General features: G+C 38.6%; 17 protein-coding genes. 12 read left to right on the top strand and 5 right to left on the bottom strand.

The genetic code is table 11. The features are described 5' to 3' along the window. Nucleotides 1-32: 32 nt before the first annotated feature. The gene (locus ACG916_RS14135) at nt 33-494 is read right to left on the bottom strand and encodes a hypothetical protein (protein WP_336953012.1); all 462 of its coding nucleotides are present in this window, start codon (nt 492-494) and stop codon (nt 33-35) included. 324 nt (nt 495-818) lie between these two features. On the opposite strand from ACG916_RS14135, the gene ychF reads away from it, so the two are divergent. Both ychF and ACG916_RS14125 read left to right on the top strand, forming a co-directional pair. Next, nucleotides 819-1,910 carry a redox-regulated ATPase YchF gene (gene ychF / locus ACG916_RS14130; protein ID WP_336953014.1) on the top strand — a complete coding sequence of 364 codons (1,092 nt, stop codon included), beginning with the start codon at nt 819-821 and terminating at the stop codon, nt 1,908-1,910. A 465-nt stretch (nt 1,911-2,375) separates the two neighbouring features. Further along, nucleotides 2,376-2,987, top strand: coding sequence for a superoxide dismutase (locus ACG916_RS14125; RefSeq protein ID WP_419327426.1), 612 nt, complete (start codon nt 2,376-2,378; stop codon nt 2,985-2,987). 222 nt (nt 2,988-3,209) lie between these two features. Here the strand turns inward: ACG916_RS14125 and ACG916_RS14120 are convergent, their stop codons facing one another. Further along, entirely contained in the window at nt 3,210-3,752 is a 543-nt protein-coding gene (locus ACG916_RS14120; protein WP_336953017.1) for an Mpo1 family 2-hydroxy fatty acid dioxygenase, read from the bottom strand. Between the two features lie 330 nt (nt 3,753-4,082). On the opposite strand from ACG916_RS14120, the gene ACG916_RS14115 reads away from it, so the two are divergent. After that, nucleotides 4,083-4,784, top strand: coding sequence for a Crp/Fnr family transcriptional regulator (locus ACG916_RS14115; RefSeq protein WP_336953018.1), 702 nt, complete (start codon nt 4,083-4,085; stop codon nt 4,782-4,784). 168 nt (nt 4,785-4,952) lie between these two features. Then, complete coding sequence (locus ACG916_RS14110) at nt 4,953-5,360, top strand: hypothetical protein (protein WP_419327424.1); 408 nt, start codon at nt 4,953-4,955, stop codon at nt 5,358-5,360. A gap of 79 nt (nt 5,361-5,439) precedes the next feature. Here the strand turns inward: ACG916_RS14110 and ACG916_RS14105 are convergent, their stop codons facing one another. Beyond that, nucleotides 5,440-5,922, bottom strand: a complete 483-nt coding sequence (locus ACG916_RS14105; RefSeq protein ID WP_419327423.1) for a hypothetical protein — start codon at nt 5,920-5,922, stop codon at nt 5,440-5,442. Nucleotides 5,923-6,024: 102 nt separating this feature from the next. On the opposite strand from ACG916_RS14105, the gene ACG916_RS14100 reads away from it, so the two are divergent. The 6 genes from ACG916_RS14100 (at nt 6,025) to dapC (ending at nt 13,055) form a co-directional block, all read left to right on the top strand. After that, nucleotides 6,025-6,762, top strand: coding sequence for an AzlC family ABC transporter permease (locus tag ACG916_RS14100; RefSeq protein ID WP_004720941.1), 738 nt, complete (start codon nt 6,025-6,027; stop codon nt 6,760-6,762). Between the two features lies 1 nt (nt 6,763). Further along, entirely contained in the window at nt 6,764-7,099 is a 336-nt protein-coding gene (gene ygaH / locus ACG916_RS14095) for an L-valine transporter subunit YgaH (protein WP_004821146.1), read from the top strand. A 168-nt stretch (nt 7,100-7,267) separates the two neighbouring features. Next, nucleotides 7,268-7,822: a metal-dependent hydrolase gene (locus tag ACG916_RS14090; RefSeq protein ID WP_419327422.1), complete on the top strand. Its 555-nt coding sequence runs from the start codon at nt 7,268-7,270 to the stop codon at nt 7,820-7,822. Between the two features lie 133 nt (nt 7,823-7,955). Then, complete coding sequence (gene purT / locus ACG916_RS14085) at nt 7,956-9,164, top strand: formate-dependent phosphoribosylglycinamide formyltransferase (RefSeq protein ID WP_419368148.1); 1,209 nt, start codon at nt 7,956-7,958, stop codon at nt 9,162-9,164. 26 nt (nt 9,165-9,190) lie between these two features. Then, nucleotides 9,191-11,857, top strand: coding sequence for a [protein-PII] uridylyltransferase (gene glnD, locus ACG916_RS14080; RefSeq protein ID WP_336953023.1), 2,667 nt, complete (start codon nt 9,191-9,193; stop codon nt 11,855-11,857). Nucleotides 11,858-11,885: 28 nt separating this feature from the next. After that, nucleotides 11,886-13,055, top strand: coding sequence for a succinyldiaminopimelate transaminase (gene dapC / locus ACG916_RS14075; protein ID WP_016539515.1), 1,170 nt, complete (start codon nt 11,886-11,888; stop codon nt 13,053-13,055). A 50-nt stretch (nt 13,056-13,105) separates the two neighbouring features. Here the strand turns inward: dapC and ACG916_RS14070 are convergent, their stop codons facing one another. Then, entirely contained in the window at nt 13,106-15,328 is a 2,223-nt protein-coding gene (locus ACG916_RS14070) for a TonB-dependent receptor (protein ID WP_419327421.1), read from the bottom strand. A 431-nt stretch (nt 15,329-15,759) separates the two neighbouring features. On the opposite strand from ACG916_RS14070, the gene ACG916_RS14065 reads away from it, so the two are divergent. After that, a complete protein-coding gene (locus ACG916_RS14065; RefSeq protein ID WP_419330593.1) occupies nt 15,760-16,935 on the top strand; it encodes an efflux RND transporter periplasmic adaptor subunit in 1,176 nt (391 codons plus the stop codon). Between the two features lies 1 nt (nt 16,936). Continuing rightward, nucleotides 16,937-20,107, top strand: coding sequence for an efflux RND transporter permease subunit (locus tag ACG916_RS14060; RefSeq protein WP_336953029.1), 3,171 nt, complete (start codon nt 16,937-16,939; stop codon nt 20,105-20,107). Between the two features lie 248 nt (nt 20,108-20,355). Here the strand turns inward: ACG916_RS14060 and ACG916_RS14055 are convergent, their stop codons facing one another. After that, complete coding sequence (locus ACG916_RS14055) at nt 20,356-20,865, bottom strand: LysE family translocator (RefSeq protein WP_419330592.1); 510 nt, start codon at nt 20,863-20,865, stop codon at nt 20,356-20,358. Between the last annotated feature and the right edge of the window lie 3 nt (nt 20,866-20,868).

Here is a 20,868-nt window from a genome sequence, read left to right as displayed (position 1 = left end):
ATAACGATTATTCTAAAATTATAACATTTGCATTAATCGCAATTACATTTTTTAAATGCTGAAGCCGGTTGAGGTTCAGTCGCTATACCAGACAATATCAACTCTTGTTCAAATTGTTCAGCAAGAAGTGAAGGCTCATATAAACCAACATAGCAACTACTGGACTTGGCTGGTTTAATATACATTTTGTCAGTATGCACTTCGACAGTCACATCTTTACCACCATCTTCTGACATTAACGTACAAAAGAAATTAGCCTTGCAAGTATATGTTTTATTTTCGAGTTTAAATTGGATCCACCAATAATCTACACCGACTCTTAGAAAACCTGTCCAATATTCTGCGACACAAATCAAATAAGGTTTTTCTTTCTCTAAAATGTCCTTATCGCCATAATTATATACATCTGAATCATAACGATGTAAAAACTTGATTTCTGATATAGTCTTATTTGTCTTATTGACAAGGTTTACATTTGAATAATGTTTAGTCATTTTAAGTACTGCTATTCAATAAGGAAGTTAAAAAATAACCAATAAACATTGATCAACATATCCCTGAAATCAGGTAAATATTGTATAGATATAAGCATACTAGGGTTGGGAATATCCTAGTCAATAGAATTTATATGCCTTCACAATTTCTCTAACTGCACTATTATTTTTGTTCAATAAAACTCTATTTACACTCAAATATTTAGCACAGGATATAATATAGTCATGATCTGTTTAAAAACTTATAGGTCGCAGACCTGACTTTGTCATGGCTTTCATGTAAAATCATCCGCAATTTTTATATAACACTTTGTGAGTTATTTCATGGGTTTTAATTGCGGTATTGTCGGCTTGCCGAACGTTGGTAAATCTACACTTTTCAATGCATTGACTAAAGCTGCTATTGCTGCGGAAAACTTCCCATTCTGTACCATTGAACCAAATACAGGCATCGTACCTGTACCTGATCCACGTTTAGACAAATTAACAGCCATTGTTAAACCACAACGTGTTATTCCAACTACGATGGAATTTGTCGATATTGCAGGTTTAGTTGCAGGTGCATCTAAAGGCGAAGGTTTGGGTAACCAATTCCTTGCAAATATCCGTGAAACTGATGCAATTGCACACGTTGTACGCTGTTTTGAAGATGAAAACGTAATTCATGTAAATGGTAAAATTGATCCATTAGATGATATTGCAACGATTAATACTGAACTTGCACTTGCTGACTTAGAAACCGTAACGAAAGCAGTTACACGTTTGGCAAAATCAGCTAAAAGCGGTGATAAAGAAGCGCTTGCAACAAAATCTGTTTTAGAAAAAATTCTACCTTTACTTGATGAAGGCAAGCCTGCTCGTGCAGCTGATTTAGATGATGATGAACGTAAACTTGTGCGTGGTTTTGGTTTAATGACATTAAAACCAACCATGTATATTGCAAACGTTGCAGAAGATGGTTTTGAAAACAACCCACACCTTGAAGCTGTGAAAAAGTTAGCTGCTGAGGAAAATGCAATCGTTGTTCCGCTTTGCAACCAAATCGAAGCTGAAATTTCATTGTTGGATGATGAAGATCGTGCTGAATTCCTTGAAGCATTAGGTATGGAAGAACCAGGTCTAAATGTGGTGATTCGTGCAGGTTATAGCTTACTTGGCTTACAAACTTACTTTACAGCAGGTGTTCAAGAAGTACGTGCTTGGACTGTAAAAGTGGGTGCAACTGCACCTCAAGCTGCGGGTGTAATCCACACTGACTTTGAGAAAGGCTTTATTCGTGCAGAATGTATCGCTTATGATGATTTCATCCAATACAACGGTGAAAACGGCGCTAAAGAAGCAGGAAAATGGCGTTTAGAAGGTAAAACTTACATCGTTCAAGATGGTGATGTCTTGCACTTCCGTTTTAACGTATAAGCAGATCTCATTCTTTGATGAGACAGGTTGAAGACTTCTTCAACCTGTTTTTTTTCATCATAGAATCTTTCGCTGGTTTTAGTTTGGTTTATAAATGTCTGACGAATACTTAAAACTTGTTTTCTAAATCTAGATTCAACGATCTGTTGATTGATTTGCGGATCACTTTGACCAATCCCCTTATCGATCTAATTTTAACTCTGCTTTTTAATGAAACACGTATTCAGGTTTTTATAAAAAAATATCAACATTTAAAATTATAATATTCCAGTAAATATACGCGATATTTATTTACATCTTAAAACGCGCCAAGCGTCTATCGCTAAGCCCCTGCCTCAATTGATCATCTCTATTTTGAAATCAGCTACACAATAATAAAGTTAAGTTGGTTGCACTTTTGATGCTCATATATAATAATGATAATTATTAGCATTATCACTATACTCAACATAACAGGATTGATTCATGGCTTACTCGCTTCCACAACTGCCTTATGCATACGATGCACTTGAACCTAATATTGATACAAAAACAATGGAAATCCACCATACCAAACACCATCAAACCTATATCAATAATATCAATGCTACAGTTGAAGGTACGCCATGGGAAAAGTTGTCGATTGAAGAACTGGTTTCAAAAGTGAATGAAGTTCCTGCTGATCTTAAAAATAGCGTGATTAATAATGGTGGTGGACATGCTAACCACTCTTTATTCTGGACAGTAATGAGTCCTCAAGGTGGTGGAGAGCCAATTAAACAAATCGCTGAAGCAATTGACAGAGATATTGGCGGTTTTGAAAACTTCAAAGAAGCTTTTACCAAAGCAGCACTGACACGATTTGGTAGTGGCTGGGCATGGTTGAGCGTTACCCCTGAAAAGAAAGTCATCGTAGAAAGCAGTGCCAATCAAGATTCACCACTGATGAATGGAAATATCCCGATTCTGGCTTTAGATGTCTGGGAACATGCTTATTATTTAAAATACCAAAATCGTCGTCCCGAATATATTGCGGCATTTTATAATGTTGTGAATTGGGAAGAAGTGAATCGCCGTTATTTAGAAGCAATCCAATGAAATACTATACAGACCATATGACGATGCCAATCTTCAATTCTTCAATGATTAAAAAAATAAAATTTTATATTGGTTGCGCCATTTTTTTCTTTGGTTTAGTGATTTTTATCAAAGAATTCTTATTCTAAGACAAACAAAAATATAGAAGTCGATACCCTTTAAGTCAGTTTAAATTCCTGACTTAAAGGGTTTTATCATGAACTAGATTCTTTATCTTTCTAATTATTTCGCGTGTAAAGCGTCTAATGATTTTTCATCCATAGCAGTTCGTTGCTTTCTCGCTTCTGTTAGCATTTTTTCTTGTAGATCTTTACGAAAACCCAGCAAGAATACAAATTCAGCTAAAACAAATAATGGACCAATTGCTAAACCGACTAAATCGTCAACAAATGCGGGTTTTTTCTTTTCATAAAAATGCCCTACAAATTGGAATACCCATCCTACAACAAAAGTACCAATACTAATACTTAACCAAGTTCCCATGCCCAATTGCGCAATTTTATAGGCAAATGGATAGGCTACTGCATAAATAACCAACATTAAAAAGCCCAATGATTTATCCAGACTCAAATAATAAATCACACTTAAAACCAATAGAATCAATGCCAAAGTGATTTCAAAACTTGAAAGCATCACCCCTGCTCTAGCCGTTAAACACATGATTGAAAATACGATCATCGGAATACCAATAAAATGCGTAAATACATTTTTATGGTCTAAATGATAAGCTGCGTATTGGCTAAGAAGTTGCTCTAATCTATTCATTTTCAGCGTCCTTGTTAATCTCTTCATTTCACTATATAAAAGCGCTAAGATAAAAGTTGTCGTCTACCTGACAACTTGAATTGATTTTTCATTTAAATTTTCAAAGAAGTAGATAACAACAGCTTTCACAATAAACTTATTGATACATTATGGCCTGTGATTGTGTCATATTTCCGCTAAATTATTGCTCTTGAAGGAGGATTGTAAATGGTTCTACTCAGCGCTTATCGTTACTGATTTTATCTAAGGTAATTTCTACCCTACTAACTGCTGTTAGATATATTTTAAAATCAAAGCAAAGATTAACCATGATATATAAAAGGACATATTGTGCTGAATTCAACGGATCTTGAATTATTATCAAAGAATTTATGGTATTCACAACTGCCTATTCCTTTTCAACAATTGATTCAACAACGAGCCCATTATCAAAAATTTGAGCGTGATCAAGCGATTTTCAGATCAGGCGATCTATTTAATGGCATCTATGCCGTCTTAGATGGTCGGGTACGCTTAGGATATATTGATATTGAAGGAAATGAATCCGTTGCTGCTATTGCAGAACCAATTATGTGGTTTGGAGAAATTTCTTTGGTGGATCAGCAACCACGTTCTCATGATGCAATTGCTGTTGGAAAATGTTTAATTTTACATCTCCCCAGCCAAGCGATTCAGAAAATTTTAAATGACTATCCGCAATATTGGTTCCATATCGCCCAATTGACCAGTCAAAAACTTCGCTATGCTTTTTTAGAACTCATTTCAATTCAAACCCAACATATACGACAACGATTAGCTCAGCGTTTGATGTTTATCTTAAACGGCTATGGCAATCATATCCGTATTGAAAATAACATCATTCATTTATCACAAGAACAATTGGCATTGCTGCTCAAATGCTCACGTCAGACCATTAACCAAGAATTACATTTACTCGAACAACAAGGCGTTTTAAAAATTGCCTTTAAAAAAATAGAAATTTTAGATATCAAGCAATTACATTCTATTGCTCACTCACTAGGCCAACTCTAATTTAACACATCACTTTTCTACTTTTAGATAAATATTAAATTCACCTTAAACGGCTGGAATATATAATCATTTCATAAATAAAATATACAAATAATCTATTCTACTTTGTGAAAAATACAATTATATTTTAGCGAGGCGCTAATGCCATCTCAATAAAAGTTGAAATAAATGAAAAAAATCACAACATTGCTCACAGCGGGATTATTCACTGTACTTAGCGCTTCTGCTTTTGCTTGTCCTAAAGGTACAACATTGGTTGGTGGTACAGGCCCAAACCATAAAGGTGGCAAATGCGTCGCTGCAAATCCTGCAGCTCAAGCGACTCAAAAAGCGACCGCTGCAAGCACAAAAGCCAAAGCAGATGTGACTCAAGCCAAAGACAAAAGCATAGCTGCAACCAAAGCTGTTGAAGCGAAACCGAAAGAAGCAGCGACAAAGCTAAAAACAGAGACTGCCGCAAGCAAAGCAAAAACGGAAGCAACAACCAAAGCAGTGAAAAATGACGCTGCTGCAAAATCAACTGCTGCTAAAGACAAGGCCGTGAAAACAGCATCGACCAATCCGTTAAAACCTTAAGCAACGAAAAGCTTACTTAACGAACGTTCATATGAATTAAAAAAATGGCGCATATTTGCGCCATTTTTTCTAAGACCATTTAAAAAATATTATTATTTGCTTTGGTATTGCCTAAACTTGGATTTTCAATTGCATCTTTGCATTGTGCTTTATCACGTTCATATTGCGATTGATTTTTTTGCATCTCACCATCTTTTTCAAGTGTCGATCTTGCCCAAGTATCTAAACTGGTCATGGCTTTACGACACAAAGCGTATTTACCTTCTGTCACTGAATCGGTCATTTTGACGTTGATACGCCAGTCTGTACTTAACTTTCTTAAAGGTTTACGTACATTATCTTCAATCAAATTTAATTGCTTACGGTAGACAAAGGGTTCAACCTGATTAATCAATTTCCATGCTTCGTTGGCATAGGTTGTCGCATCATTGGTTAGTTTTGGCGCAGCTTTAATTTCAACTTTTTCTTTAGGTTCAGAAGATGAATTACCACATGCTTGTAAACCTAAAACGCCTAACATCAAGGTCATACTCAATAATAATTTCGACTGATTTGCGAACATAAAGTTACGCCTAAATAAACATTTCGCTACTATGCTAGTAAATTCGGGTAGAATACACAATCTTGATTTTACCTTTTGTTTTACTCTCGTTTTAGGTGTCCTGTGTCAGAGCACAATCCCTCAGTCCAAACTGCTGGCTTTTGGCAAGGCGCTAAAGACAGTCAAGCCATCATCTTTACTTATCTGCCTGTATCTTTTGCCTTTGGTGTATCCGCGACCCAATTTGGTTTTAGTGCATGGGAAGCCTTATTTCTATCTTGCTCTATGTACGCTGGGGCTAGCCAATTTCTTGTGGTTGCATTATTGGGCAGTGGTACATCTATTTGGATGACAGCACTTACAGTCATTGCACTGGATATTCGCCACGTACTTTACGGGCCAGCCTTACAAAACCTGATTCAGGACCGTTTAAACCTAAAAAAGACTGCAGTATGGGCATGGGGTTTAACCGACGAAGTTTTTGCGGCTGGAATGATTAAACTTTCCCAACGTCGTCAAGAATGGTCAGAGTCTTGGATGCTAGGACTCAGCTTGTTTAGCTGGATGTCATGGGCCTTAGGTTCATTTTTAGGTGGTTTATTTGCAGATCAAGTCAGCGACTTGCCGCAATTTTTACAAGCCGCTTTAGACTTCTTGTTACCTGCATTGTTCTTAAGCTTCTTACTGGCAGCCTTTGAGAAAAAACATACTTTTGTGGTTGCCGTATCTTTAGTGGTTTCCGCATTGGCCTGTTATTTTATCAACATGTCTGCAGCAATTTTTATTGGGATTGCGTCTGGAATTTTAGCGGGATTATTTAAACATTATGTATTAAAGCAAACTGATGAAGTGAGTATTTAAAGTGGATTTACAGATTATTTTGGTGGGGATATTGGTCGGTATTGCAAACTTTGCTTCACGCTTTGGTCCATTCTATCTGCTGCAAAAAAGCCAACAACACACACAATCTCGTGGCGCAACATGGTTAAAAATTGCATTAGGCAGTATCGGCATTGCAGCAATCAGTTCAATGTTAATTGTTGCCACTCTTCCGCCATTGATCGAAACCCCAAATAAAAGTTTTGCGATGTTGGTGGGCTTTATTGTACTCACAGGATTGTATTTTAAATTTAAAAGAATTGTCTTGGCGACTCTCACAGCAGCATTAGCCTATGGTTTGGTCTATACCTATTTGTAGTTTTGTTGATTGTAGTTCATTTTAATGCATCAGCAAATCAGCGTTTAAAATTAAAGTCTCTAGGATTTAAAATGCTTCCATCTAATCAATTTACAATAAAAAACCATGTGAATTAATTGGTTGTGTATGATTTCTTTCCAATATAATATTTAAAATACGCAACTTGATATGTTTATCGCACACTTACCTTCTGGCTATATACTGGCTAAACTTTTACTCCAGAAATTTAAACAGACAAAAATCACCAATAAAGCTTTTTTTACGCTGATTATGCTTGGTGCAGTTTTTCCTGATATTGATTTATTCTATTTCTATTTATTCGATCATAGATCGGTACACCACCATAAGTATTTTTTACATCGGTTTTCATTTTGGATTCCAATCTTTCTAATTGCTTTATTTTATTTCATCCATTCAAAATATACGGCTAAACCTGCCCTAATGATCAGTCTTTTTTCGGGTGCTGCCCTGCTACATATCGGGTTGGATACTTTTGTAGGTGATGTTTGGCTTTTTGCACCGTTTATTGATCAACCCTATGTGTTTTTTGAAGTAAGCTCACGTTATCAGCCGTGGTGGTTAAACTTTATTCTGCATTGGTCGTTTTTTATAGAACTACTGATCTGCCTTATTGCATTGATTATGTTGGTTGGTAAAAGAATTGATCAAAAAATTATTGATCAACTTTCTTGCGAAAATTCAAAGCTACTTCATTTGCAGTGACAAACAATCTAGAAGCTAAAGACTTTATAAAAAAATCTGTTAGACAATATCATTATTTTATGTCAATCAGCCCTTAACACACGCCTGAGTTCTGCTATGCTAACAGTCCATAAGACAAGCATGGAAGAATAGCATGAGCGTTACTATTGGTACTCCACTTCAATCATCTGCCTTTAAAGTTTTACTGTTAGGTTCAGGAAAGCTTGGTAAAGAAGTGGTGATTTCATTACAACGACTTGGTGTTGAAGTTCACGCGGCAGATCGCTACGAAAATGCACCTGCCATGCAAGTTGCTCATTTCTCTTATAGCTTAAACATGGCGGACGCAACAGAATTAAAAGCTTTAATTGAAAAAGTAAAACCTAATCTTATTGTCCCAGAAATTGAAGCGATTGCTACTCAAGTATTAGTCGAAATCGAACAACAAAATATTGCAACAGTGATCCCTTCAGCAAAGGCAGTGAATTTAACGATGAACCGTGAAGGGATTCGTCGATTAGCGGCGGAAGAACTTGGTTTACCCACTTCCGCTTATCGTTTTGCCAATACCTTAGAAAGCTTCCGTTCTGCATGTGATGACATTGGTTATCCGAACTTTGTTAAACCTGTAATGTCTTCCTCTGGTAAGGGGCAATCTCGTGTCAAAGAATATGCTGAAGTAGATGCGGCTTGGGAATATGCTCAAACTGGTGGTCGGGTAAATCAAGGTACAGTCATCGTTGAGTCACAAATTGACTTTGATTTTGAAATCACCTTACTCACTGTACGTTCGAAAAATCCAGAAACAGGTGGAATTGAAACCGCTTATTGTGATCCGATTGGACACCGTCAAGACTCAGGCGACTATGTAGAAAGTTGGCAGCCCCAAGCAATGACAGAAGCAGCTTTAAATGAAGCCAAACGCATTGCCAATAAAGTCACTGTAGCACTTGGTGGATGTGGGATTTTTGGGGTAGAACTGTTTGTAAAAGGTGATAAAGTATGGTTTAGTGAAGTATCACCGCGTCCACACGATACAGGCTTAGTCACACTTGCATCACAATTCCAAAGCGAATTTGAATTACATGCACGTGCGATTTTGGGTTTACCTGTCAATACTGAACGACATAGTATTGCTGCAAGTGCTGTAATCTATGCAGGTATGGATGCAAAGAATCTTTCATACTCTGGCTTAAATCTTGCTTTGCAAAATCCTGCGACAGACTTACGCCTGTTCGGTAAACCTGAAGGATTTAAACGTCGCCGTATGGGCGTGGCAACAGCACGTGCTGAAACAACAGACCAAGCACGTGAACTTGCACAAGAAACGGCTGCAAAAGTCACAGTTCATTTAAACAACTAGCCAATATATTTGCGGACAAGACATCCATGATCAACACCTCTCCTCTGTTGGAATATGTAACTGATATACATGACATTAAAGCGATTAATCAATGGCGTAGCGATGTCGAACAACAGTTAAATGAGGCTTATGATCATGGTACAACAATACGCGAAATTGTCCGTACCCGCTCAAATGTGGTAGATGAAGCCCTTATGTTTCTATGGAAACATTCCGGGCTGGATCAAACAGATCTCGGTTTATTTGCTGTTGGCGGCTATGGACGGCGCGAAATGTTGCCCTATTCCGATGTCGACATCATGATTCTTTCAGAAGAAGATCTTTCTCCTGAACAAGAACAAACGGTGACGCAATTTATTTCTACACTTTGGGATGTGGGGAATTTTAAACCCGGTATCAGTGTACGTACTATCCGAAGTTGTTTTGAACAAGCCACCAATGATCTCACTGTTGCAACCTCACTGATTGAAGCACGATTGATTATTGGTAATCAACATCTGGCAAGATGGCCTCGTCGTGTCGTTTCACAAACTTGGACAGATAAGACTTTCTTTGATGCCAAGATGGATGAACAAGCGCAACGTTATGCGCAACATAACAATACTGAAAGTAATTTAGAACCCGACATTAAAAATGCACCCGGCGGTATTCGGGACATTAACCAAATTGGCTGGATTGCCAAACGGCATTTTCGAGTCAATCGTATTTACGACTTGGTTCATTTGGGTTTTATTTCTGAATTTGAATTGGGCGTTCTAGAGGAAGCTGAAAACTTTCTTTGGGAAATCCGCCATCATTTACATCGTTTAACTAAACGTGATGAAAATCGTCTATTGTTTGATTATCAACGTGATATTGCTGCTAAATTTGGCTATACACGAGAAGATGATCATCATCCAAATTATCCAATTGAACAGTTCATGAAGCGTTATTATCGTACCGCGCAGCAGGTTTCGACCTTAAATGAAATGTTATTGGCTTATTTCAATGAGTCGGTGATTACTCCACGTTTACCCGACTATGAACGTAAAATCGAAAATATTAACGAACATTTTAAACTGGTTGATGGCAAGCTCGCAGTTCAACAACATAAAATTTTTTCCGAAAATCCAAGTGCGATTTTAGAAATTTTCTATATCTTAGCGAATCGCCCTGAAATTGAGGGTATTCGTGCACGTACACTGCGTCTTTTGACCTTAGCTGCAAAAAGAATTGATCAAGCATTTCGTGATAATCCAACCCATCAAGCACTATTCATGGCGATCATTCGCTCTCCATATCGTTTATACGAAACCATGGTGGCAATGAAGCGTTATGGTGTATTAGGAAATTATATTCCTGCTTTTGGGCAAATCATGGGACTGATGCAATATGACTTGTTCCATATTTATACCGTCGATGCACATACCTTACTGTTAATTCGTAATTTAAATCGTTTTAAAGAACCCGGCTTTGCCAAAGACTATCCTGTTGTCAGTTCTGTATTTCAACGCTTAGTCCGCCGTGACATCGTATTCCTTGCTGCATTATTCCATGATATTGCCAAAGGCCGTGGTGGAGATCACAGTGAACTTGGCGCTGAAGATGCAATTGAATTCTGTCTTGCGCACGGGTTTACTGAGCGCGAATGTAATCTGGTTGCTTGGCTCATCCAAAACCATTTACTGATGTCGATGACCGCACAGAAAAAAGATATTTCTGATCCAGATGTGGTGAAAGAGTTTGCTGAAAAGCTTGGTGATATGGAGCATTTAGATTATCTCTATACACTGACAGTTGCCGATATCAATGCCACCAATCCAAAACTTTGGAATACATGGCGCTCTTCTTTGATGCGTCAACTCTATACCCATGCGCGTGATGTAATTCGTTCTGGTTTGGGTCGACCTGTTGATTATCAAATGCTGATTGAAGATACCAAATTCTCTGCAAGCGAAGTCTTGGTGGATGAGTTTCCACTCGATCAAGTTGAAAAGGTTTGGCAAGAGCTTGGGGACGAATACTTCCTTAAAGAATCCGCAGATGAAATTGCATGGCATACTCGCGCCATTTTGCAACACGGCGACAACCCTGCACCATTGGTGCTCATGCGTGCGCACCGTAAAGCCGCACAAGATGCTGTACAGATCTTTATTTATACTCAAGACCAACCCAATCTGTTTGCTACCACAGTGGCAATTTTGGATCGTATGAATTTAGATGTCCAAGATGCACGGATTATCACTGCAACCAAAGCCTTTAGTTTAGATACTTATGTGGTCTTGGATCGTTTCGGTACCTTATTAACCGATCCTGAACGTGAAGAAACAGTCAAACAGGCGTTAATTAAAGCCTTAAGCGAATCAGATAAATATCCGGGTTTGATGCAACGTCGTATTCCACGTCAACTTCGCCACTTCGATATTGAAAATACCGTGGATGTAACACTGAACGAAGCTTTGCAGCAAAATATGGTAGAAATCTCTACTCTCGACCAACCGGGCTTACTCGCACGCGTTGGTGGTTTATTTATGATGCAAGGTTTAGACATACATTCTGCTAGAATCGCCACGCTGGGTGAAAAAGCAGAAGATATTTTCTTTGTCACCAAAAAAGATGGCACCCCCCTCACTGAAGCTGAGGCTGAAGTCTTTACCGCAAAATTAAAAGCGGCATTAGACGAAGCATCCAATCAAATCTGTGGGCAACATTAATCTTACTTTCTATCGTGGTAATTGTTTCATGAACTCTAGTTTGTCTTTATTACATCCTTATCCATTTGAAAAGTTAAGCCAGCTTTTTCAGGATGTAAAACCTGCAGATTTACCTTTGATCCCACTTTCAATTGGAGAACCAAAGCATCCTGCTCCTGAGTTTGTGAAGCAAGCGATCATTGATAATTTTCAGCACCTTTCAACTTATCCAAACAGTAAAGGTTTACCCGAACTTCGTGAAAGTATTGCTCAGTGGCTAACCCGTCGTTTTAAGCTGAATGCGATCAGTGCGGAAGATCATGTTCTTCCGGTAACAGGTACACGTGAGGGAATTTTCTCTTTTGTACAAGCCTTGATTAATCGTGATGACGCACCTTATGTGGTAATGCCTAATCCGTTCTATCAAATTTATGAAGGTGCGACTCTTTTAGCTGGTGCCAAGCCATACTTTGTCAACTGTACCGAAGACAACAATTACCTTGGTGATTTTGATGCTGTACCTGCTGAAGTTTGGGAAAAAACCGCACTTTTGTTTGTTTGTACGCCGGGAAATCCTACTGGTGCGGTACTTTCAAAAGCACAATTTAAAAAGCTAATAGCACTTTCTGACCAATATGATTTTGTGATTGCGTCTGATGAATGTTACTCAGAATTATGGTTTGATGAAGCACCTATCGGCTTATTGGAAGTCTGTGCTGAATTAGGTCGTGACGATTATAAAAATTGTATCGTGTTCCATTCTCTGTCTAAGCGTTCAAACTTACCGGGTATGCGCTCAGGTTTTGTTGCTGGTGATGCAAACTTACTTAAACCTTATTTAAAATTCCGTACTTATCACGGCGCTGCAATGCCAGTCCAGCATCAATTGGCTTCAATTGTTGCTTGGAACGATGAAACACATGTTGAAGAAAATCGTAGACTGTATCGTGCTAAGTTTGATTTGTTCCAAAATGAACTCGGTCATCTTTTACCATTACAAAAGCCTGATGCAGGTTTCTATTATTGGTTAAAAGTCGATCATGATGAAAACTTTGCCAAAATGTTAATGGAAAAAGCCAACATTAAAGTTTTACCGGGGCGTTATTTGTCTCGTGATACTGAACAAGGCAATCCTGGTGAAGGTCATGTTCGTATGGCATTGGTCGCAGATATTGCTCAATGTGAGCAAGTGATTCAGCGTCTGAAAACCATTTTATAAAAAATGTTGTTATAAAAAATGCCCCAAATTTGGGGCATTTTTTGTGGTGTTTAAAAATCAAATGCAGCACTTAGCATGAATGTACGAGGTTGCCCAGCAACCAAGTAACCGTTATTGGTGTTAGAAGTACTGTTGATGTTATCGAATAGACCAACTGATGACCAATAGTTTTTATCGAAGACATTATTTACACGGAAATTAAAAGTTGTCGGCGTTTGCCCCAACTGAGTTTTATATGTCGCACCAAGATCTAAAGTTGTCCAATCACCTACTTTCAATTTGTTGTCTAAACTCGCATAAGTCGAACCTGTATAAGTGACTTGAGCATTTAAAGACACATCGTTAACTGTTGGCAATTTCCAATCAGCACCAACATTTGCTTGAAATTCTGCAACACCCACTTCCTTTTTATTATCGTAGTTAACATTTCCTGTATTTTTTTGCTTTGCATCAATCCAAGTTGCACCACCTAACACTTTTAAAGAATCAGTCAATTGACCAAAAGTATTGAGTTCAACACCACGATGTACATATTTACCCGCATCACTAAAAATACTGTTTTCAAGTACTGCGCGCTGCTTATCGATATCAAACAAACTTAGGCTTGCACCAAACTGATCATTTTCATATTTGGCACCAATTTCTTTTTGTTTAGCAACGAATGGTTTGAGTGTTGTGGTTTCTTTCGTCGTTGAATTGGTATTACTCAAACCTTTAGCTAAAGATTCAATATAATTTGCATAAACTGAAACTTCAGGCAGAATTTTATAACTTAGACCCAAAGCAGGGGTAAACTTACTTTCATCATACTCACCTGATTTAGTTGAAGTTCCATAATTATAGTTTTCTTGCATGATGGTTTGATAACGTCCACCCAGCATGACTGTTAATTTATCATCTAAAGCTTTGAGGTTATCGCCAATGGCAATACTTCTTAAACGCGTCCTAGTCGTTAATTTAGGTGTATCTAAGTTATTCCCAAACAACGCATTTTGTGAATAAGCAGGTTGATCATACTGGATTGGATTATAGATATTGTTGGCGAATGTATTTTTATAGTCCATCACATAAGCATTGCGGATGTTCTGTTGAAATGCCGATGCAGATAGCACTAAATTATGTTCAATTGAACCTGTGTTTACTTTACTACGCACACCAACTTCACCAGTATTGACCATATCTACACGCGTATTGTCAAATCGATAAATGGTTCCCGCGCCTGTTTTCTGATTGGTCAATGTCATATTTGCTAAACTGTTTTGCTCTTCGCCATGTCGAAAACCATAAGCAGCATAAGCTGTTAAATTATCTGCTAAATCATATTCAGCACGATAACTTCCGAAGACATCCTCTTCATTTGAATACGTCCATTTTTGTGCAAAGTTATCTGAGCCATCAATTGCTTTCGGAATCTCGGTAATACCCGCGCCTAAAGTCACGTTTGGACGAGTCGATTTTAAACGATTATTCACATAACCCATATCTCCAGAAACACGTAAACGATCACCACGGTAATCCAAACCTATAGAAGCTAAGCCTAAAGATGCTTTTTCATTATCAACAGCAGTATCGCCCCCATGATATGCTGTGTTTACTCGTACGCCGAATTGTTGATCTTCACCAAAACGGCGAGAAATATCATTGGCAATATAACCGCCATTAAAGTCCGTACCTACTGTGACACGATTAAGTGGTTCGTTACTTGCACGTTTCGGCAATAGGTTAATTGCACCACCAATCCCACCATTACTTGGCATTGCTCCATTTAAAAATGAGGATGCCCCTTTTAACACTTCAACACGTTCAAACAGCTCTGCAGGAATATACTGACGTGGTAAAATTGAATATAAGCCATTATAGGCTGTGTCATCTGAGCCCAAGTTAAAGCCACGAATATAATAATTTTCTTGGAAATTACCAAAACCACGTCCGACACGAACACTTGGATCCGCTCTTAAAATATCCCCAACACTTTTTGCTTGTCGCTCTTGAATATATTGATTGGTATAACTGGTTAGATTAAACGGTGTATCTATATTTTTCTGATTGCCAAATATCCCAACTTTACCACCAGAAGCCACCTGTCCTCCAGCAAATGCTGGCATTAAGCCCTCTGCTGATGCATCTGCACTTGCGACTACTGTAATCGTACTCAGTTGTTTTGCATTGCCATTATTCGACTGAGACAATGAAGCATCTTGTTGTTCAGCATGCGCAATTGCAGCACTTGTCGCCACTGCCATCATCACAATTAAGGGTTTAATTTTTCGCATAGGAGGCTCTAAAACAGTCATCTAAATTAAGCCGCCATATTAAATGATAATCACTCTTGCTTAAACTTACTTTCTCATTTTGTAAGCGTGATTTTTTAAATAAAAAAGCAATATCTCATGGTATTTATTTATTAAAAAATATTATAAATTGCGAATGGTCTTGTAGTTTTCATACAAAATTATGCTAATCTTGATAGTATCTATATTAAAAACATATAAATAATTTTAACCGCTCAAGCCATCTAATAATCAAGGCCTTAAAACAACAAATATCACTAACTTCAACTGCCTCTCTATAGCAAAATTTAACCGCTTAACTTTCAAAAAATCACATTAAGCGCTGTATTGCAACTTGACCAAACATAGAGCCTTTAGAGATACTCAACTTATCTCTACTCATTTAAAAAACTAAAATGAAATCGCATGACCCAATGAAAAAAAAGCGCATAAACTCAAAACTCGGGATCATTATTGCAATTATTTTTATTGTGCTAATCGTCGCTTTTATTGGATGGAAATCTTCAAATAAAAAACAGACTTCTTCAGAAAATGCAGCAACATCCGCTTCTAACGCAAAACCAGCACTAACTGTAACGGTGATACAGCCCGAGCTACAAAACTGGAAGCAAAACTTTACAGCCAATGGCAATATTGCTGCATGGCAAGAAGTGGTGATTGGCAGTGAACTTTCGGGGCAACGAATTACCAAAGTGAATGTCAACGTTGGAGATAGCGTACAACGTGGGCAAGTTTTGGCTGAAATTAATAGCGAAAGTATTCGTGCAGAATTGGCGACAGCAAAAGCCAATTATGCAGAAGCGAAAGCTGTGCTAGCGGATGCCAGTATCAATAATCAACGTATTCAACAACTCAAAAATACCGGTGCAATTTCACAACAAGAAGCAACAAAATATCTGACCTCTCAAAGTACAGCTCAAGCCCGCTTAGATGCAGCCAAAGCCCAAATTGACACCAATCAGCTTCGTTTAACACAAACTCAAGTGATTGCACCCGATCATGGAGTTATTTCAGCACGTACAGCAACAGTTGGCTCATTGGCACAAACGGGACAAGAACTGTTCCGCTTGATCCGTGATAACCGTTTGGAATGGCGTGCCGAAGTAACCTCGACAGACTTATATAAACTTAAAAAAGGCATGACAGCGCATATCATCTCACCTGATCCTAGCCGTTCAGCCGTTTCAGGTAGCGTTCGGATGATTGCACCAGTCATTGACCCGCAAACACGTTATGGCTTGGTCTATGTGGATATACCTACCACTGATGCTGTTCGTATGGGTATGTTTGTCAAAGGTGAGTTTGATCTAGGCCAAAAGCCAGCACTAACAGTGCCTCAAACCGCAGTACTTTTACGTGATGGTTTCTCTTATGTGTTTATTGTCAATAAAGATAATCGAGTAACTCAACAGAAAGTCACACTTGGTCGACGTTTAAATGATCGTGTTGAAATTGTTGATTTAGCAGCAAACACTCAACTGGTTGCCTCTGGAACAGGATTCTTGTCAGATGGTGATTTAATCAAACGTGGGCAAGCTATTCCAGATACACCATTGACCAAACAACTCGTTAGCACGCAGGAGAAATAACATGAATTTCTCCGCTTGGTCGATTAAGAATCCGATTCCCGGTATTTTGCTTTTTATCATGCTTGGTTTAGCGGGTTTGATGTGTTTTCATTGGATGAAAATACAACAATTTCCCGATATTGAATTACCAATGGTCACGGTCACAGCGGCTTTACCAGGTGCAGCACCTCCCCAACTGGAAACTGAAGTTGCACGTAAAATTGAGAACTCGATTGCAACCTTACAGGGGCTTAAAAATCAATATACCAATATCCAAGATGGTGTAGTCACCGTAACCGCAGAGTTTCAACTGGAAAAACCACTACAAGAAGCTGTTGATGATGTACGTAACGCCGTTTCACAAGTACGTTCAGATTTACCCGCGGATCTTCGTGATCCAATTGTCAGTAAAATTAACCTTTCAGGTTCACCAATTCTCACCTATACCATCCAATCCCCCCGTATGGATGAGGAAGCATTGTCTTGGTTTGTGGATTATGACGTTGCGCGTGCTATGTTAAAAGTCAAAGGGGTTGGTGCGGTTTCTCGTGTAGGCGGTGTCACTCGCCAAGTTGAAGTTGAGGTTGACCCTGAAAAACTCTTGGCATTAAATGCCACAGCAACAGACATCACCCGACAATTACGCCTTGTTCAACAAGATGCTTCTGGCGGACAAACCAAAATAGGTGGCAGTGAACAGTCTATTCGTACTATTGCCACAGTAAAAACTGCTGCTGAAATTGCAGCAATGGATATTTCCTTGAGTGATGGTCGCCATATTCGGCTGGATCAAGTTGCCAGTATTCGCGATGGCATTGCTGAACGACGCTCTGCTGCACTGTTAAATGGTCACCCTGTGATTGGCTTTGAAATTACTCGCAGTAAAGGTGCGAGTGAGGTTGATGTTGAAATCGGTGTAAAAGAGGCGCTTGAAACATTAAAAGCATCTCATCCCGATATTAAAATCACAGAAGCATTTAACTTCGTAAACCCCGTGGTTGATAACTATAAAGGTTCGATGTCTTTACTCTATGAAGGTGCGCTTCTTGCAATCTTGGTGGTTTGGCTATTTCTACGTGATTGGCGTGCCACGATCATTGCTGCAACTGCTCTACCTTTGTCAATTTTACCTGCCTTAATTGGAATGTATTACCTAGGTTTTACTTTAAATATTGTCACACTATTAGCCATGTCTCTGGTTGTTGGGATACTGGTTGATGATGCCATTGTAGAAATTGAAAATATCATCAGGCATCTTCGAATGGGGAAAACACCTTATGAAGCTGCGATGGAGGCAGCCGATGAAATTGGTTTAGCCGTGATTGCCACAACCTTTACCTTGATCGCAGTGTTCTTACCCACTGCCTTTATGAGTGGAATTGCGGGTAAATTCTTTGTGCAATTTGGCTGGACAGCGGCTTTGGCTATTTTTGCCTCGCTCTTAGTGGCACGCTTACTGACGCCTATGATGTCAGCCTATATTCTTAAACCATGGGTTGGTAAAGTTGAAAGTCATCATGATAATCAAGTATTAGATGATCAAAGTCAAACAATCAAAGATCATGGTGATCTTGAACTTCAACATGACCGTGCCAAAGATGGTCGGATGATGCGTGCATATATGCGGATGGTTACGTGGTGTTTAAATCATCGTTGGATTACCTTAAGCAGTGCGATCATATTTTTTATTGCTTCACTGATGCTCATCCCATTACTCCCTACAGGCTTTGTTCCACCACCTGACACTGGGCAGACCCAAGTGCGTATAGAGCTTCCACCAGGTTCACAATTTCCAGATACCTTAAAAGCAGCTGAATACGCCCGTAGTTTAATAAAAGACCATCCTGAGATTAAAAGTATCTATACCACCATTGGAGGTGGTTCAGCAGGTACAGATCCATTTGCGGGTGGTGCATCGAGTGAACCAAGAAAAGCAACCTTAACCATTCAAATCACAGCACGTTCTGACCGCGCTGCGAGTCTACAAAAAATTGAAAATGACTTGCGACAACGTTTAGCCCCACTGCCTGGTGCACGAATTCAAGTCGGTATTGCAGGCAATAACAGCCAATATCAAATTGCGCTGTCAGGAGATGACCCAGATGTATTAATCACGACAGCACGTCAAGTAGAACGAGAAATTCGTACTATTCCTAATATTGGCAGTATTACCTCAAGCGCAGCATTGATTCGCCCTGAATTGGTGATTCGCCCTGACTTTGCAAAAGCTGCGGATTTAGGCATTACCACGCAAAATATCGCTGAAACTGTGCGTATTGCCACGGCGGGAGATTTTGATCAGAACTTGGCAAAATTAAATCTTTCGCAACGACAAATTCCGATTGTCATCAAACTGCCATTGTCTGCACGTCAAGACCAAGATCTAATTAAACGCTTAATGATTACAGGCAGTAAAGGTCCAGTGATGTTAGGCACCATTGCTCAAGTTAATATTGAAAGTGGCCCTTCACAAATTGACCGTTTTAACCGTTTACGTAACATCAACTTTAATATTGAGCTCAATGATCAGCCTTTAGGCGATGTTGCGGCGGCTGTAGATAAACTCCCAACCATCAAAAACTTACCACCGACAGTAAAACGTACCAATCTGGGTGATGCCGATGTAATGGAACAGCTCTTTGCAAGCTTTGGTTTAGCTATGCTGACAGGTGTATTGTGTATCTATGTCGTCTTAGTGCTACTGTTTAAGGATTTCCTACAACCGATCACCATTTTAGTGGCATTACCTTTGGCGCTGGGTGGTGCGTTTGTGCTACTGCTTTTAGCAAAAAGTAGTTTTTCGATGCCAAGTTTGATTGGCTTAATCATGCTGATGGGAATTGCCAGTAAAAACTCTATTCTTTTGGTCGATTATGCAATTATAGCCCGCAATCAACGGCAATATTCGCGTATGAATGCCCTATTAGATGCCTGTCATAAGCGTGCACGCCCCATTATTATGACCACTTTAGCAATGGGCGCGGGGATGTTTCCAATCGCATTAGGAATAGGTACAGATCCGAGTTTTAGAGCACCGATGGCAATTTCTGTAATTGGTGGACTGATTACCAGTACCTTTTTATCATTATTAGTTATTCCTGTTGTGTATACTTTTATTGATGATATTCACAACATGTTATTTAAACGTAATAAAGCCAATAAATCGAACGAAGCAAGCGTATCTCATTCTTGATTTTTTAAATTGAATCAGATGCTCAACCAGAACTAATTGTTAGACCCAATGGATAAGATGACAACATAATGTAAAAGAAAATGCCTATCTAGATCTTTATTAGATAGGGATTTTTATTGGGTCTAATTTTATTTAGGTTAATTCAGCAATAAAGCCACAGCAAATAAGCCAAAGCATAAAGATGAAAGATAATAAATATATTTGATTTTGGATTTAAACCAATGCATAGCTTGGTTATGAGCCATTAATCACACCAAAAACAAGTTCCAGATCAATACCACACTCACCATCCACAGACAGATTAAAGTCAGTTGAACAACATTATAGCGTTGATAAATTGCCATAATAATACTGCTATAAAACAGAATGTTTTTAGGATTTAATAAGCTCGACTGTATCCCCAACAAGAGATATTTCATCCATGCAAAGGTTGATTTATTTTGGTGCTCCAGATGGTAATCCACTGTTAGCTTAGCTTGTTGCGCAAATATGAAACACCGATAAGACAAATAACTTAAATAGGTAATACAGCCCCATTTTACCAACTTTAAAATTTCATCATCAAATTTGCCAAGAAAAAATAATGAGCTCAAAACAAGACCAATCACGGCAACATTTCCCAAGACGATTCCTAAGCAAACAGCTCTCGCCGCGCGTGGTCCATTTCGAAACAATGAGGTTAAAATAAGAAAAAAATCAGGGCCGGGTGAAAGTAAAGCAATGAAATGGGTGACCATCACAATAATGAACAGTTGCATTAC

It is taken from the genome of Acinetobacter legionensis, assembly GCF_048552295.1.
In the GTDB taxonomy this organism is placed as follows: domain Bacteria; phylum Pseudomonadota; class Gammaproteobacteria; order Pseudomonadales; family Moraxellaceae; genus Acinetobacter.
This window is presented reverse-complemented; position numbering and strand designations above follow the sequence as displayed.

Excerpts from the sequence above, each read along its gene's own strand:
- ACG916_RS14060 (WP_336953029.1), top strand. The coding sequence starts at position 16,937 with ATGAATTTCTCCGCTTGGTCGATTAAGAATCCGATTCCCGGTATTTTG.
- ACG916_RS14120 (WP_336953017.1), bottom strand. The coding sequence starts at position 3,752 with ATGAATAGATTAGAGCAACTTCTTAGCCAATACGCAGCTTATCATTTA.
- ACG916_RS14070 (WP_419327421.1), bottom strand. The coding sequence starts at position 15,328 with ATGCGAAAAATTAAACCCTTAATTGTGATGATGGCAGTGGCGACAAGT.
- ACG916_RS14055 (WP_419330592.1), bottom strand. The coding sequence starts at position 20,865 with ATGCAACTGTTCATTATTGTGATGGTCACCCATTTCATTGCTTTACTT.
- ACG916_RS14065 (WP_419330593.1), top strand. The coding sequence starts at position 15,760 with ATGAAAAAAAAGCGCATAAACTCAAAACTCGGGATCATTATTGCAATT.
- ACG916_RS14125 (WP_419327426.1), top strand. The coding sequence starts at position 2,376 with ATGGCTTACTCGCTTCCACAACTGCCTTATGCATACGATGCACTTGAA.
- ACG916_RS14110 (WP_419327424.1), top strand. The coding sequence starts at position 4,953 with ATGAAAAAAATCACAACATTGCTCACAGCGGGATTATTCACTGTACTT.
- glnD (WP_336953023.1), top strand. The coding sequence starts at position 9,191 with ATGATCAACACCTCTCCTCTGTTGGAATATGTAACTGATATACATGAC.
- purT (WP_419368148.1), top strand. The coding sequence starts at position 7,956 with ATGAGCGTTACTATTGGTACTCCACTTCAATCATCTGCCTTTAAAGTT.
- ACG916_RS14090 (WP_419327422.1), top strand. The coding sequence starts at position 7,268 with ATGTTTATCGCACACTTACCTTCTGGCTATATACTGGCTAAACTTTTA.
- ychF (WP_336953014.1), top strand. The coding sequence starts at position 819 with ATGGGTTTTAATTGCGGTATTGTCGGCTTGCCGAACGTTGGTAAATCT.
- dapC (WP_016539515.1), top strand. The coding sequence starts at position 11,886 with ATGAACTCTAGTTTGTCTTTATTACATCCTTATCCATTTGAAAAGTTA.
- ACG916_RS14135 (WP_336953012.1), bottom strand. The coding sequence starts at position 494 with ATGACTAAACATTATTCAAATGTAAACCTTGTCAATAAGACAAATAAG.
- ACG916_RS14105 (WP_419327423.1), bottom strand. The coding sequence starts at position 5,922 with ATGTTCGCAAATCAGTCGAAATTATTATTGAGTATGACCTTGATGTTA.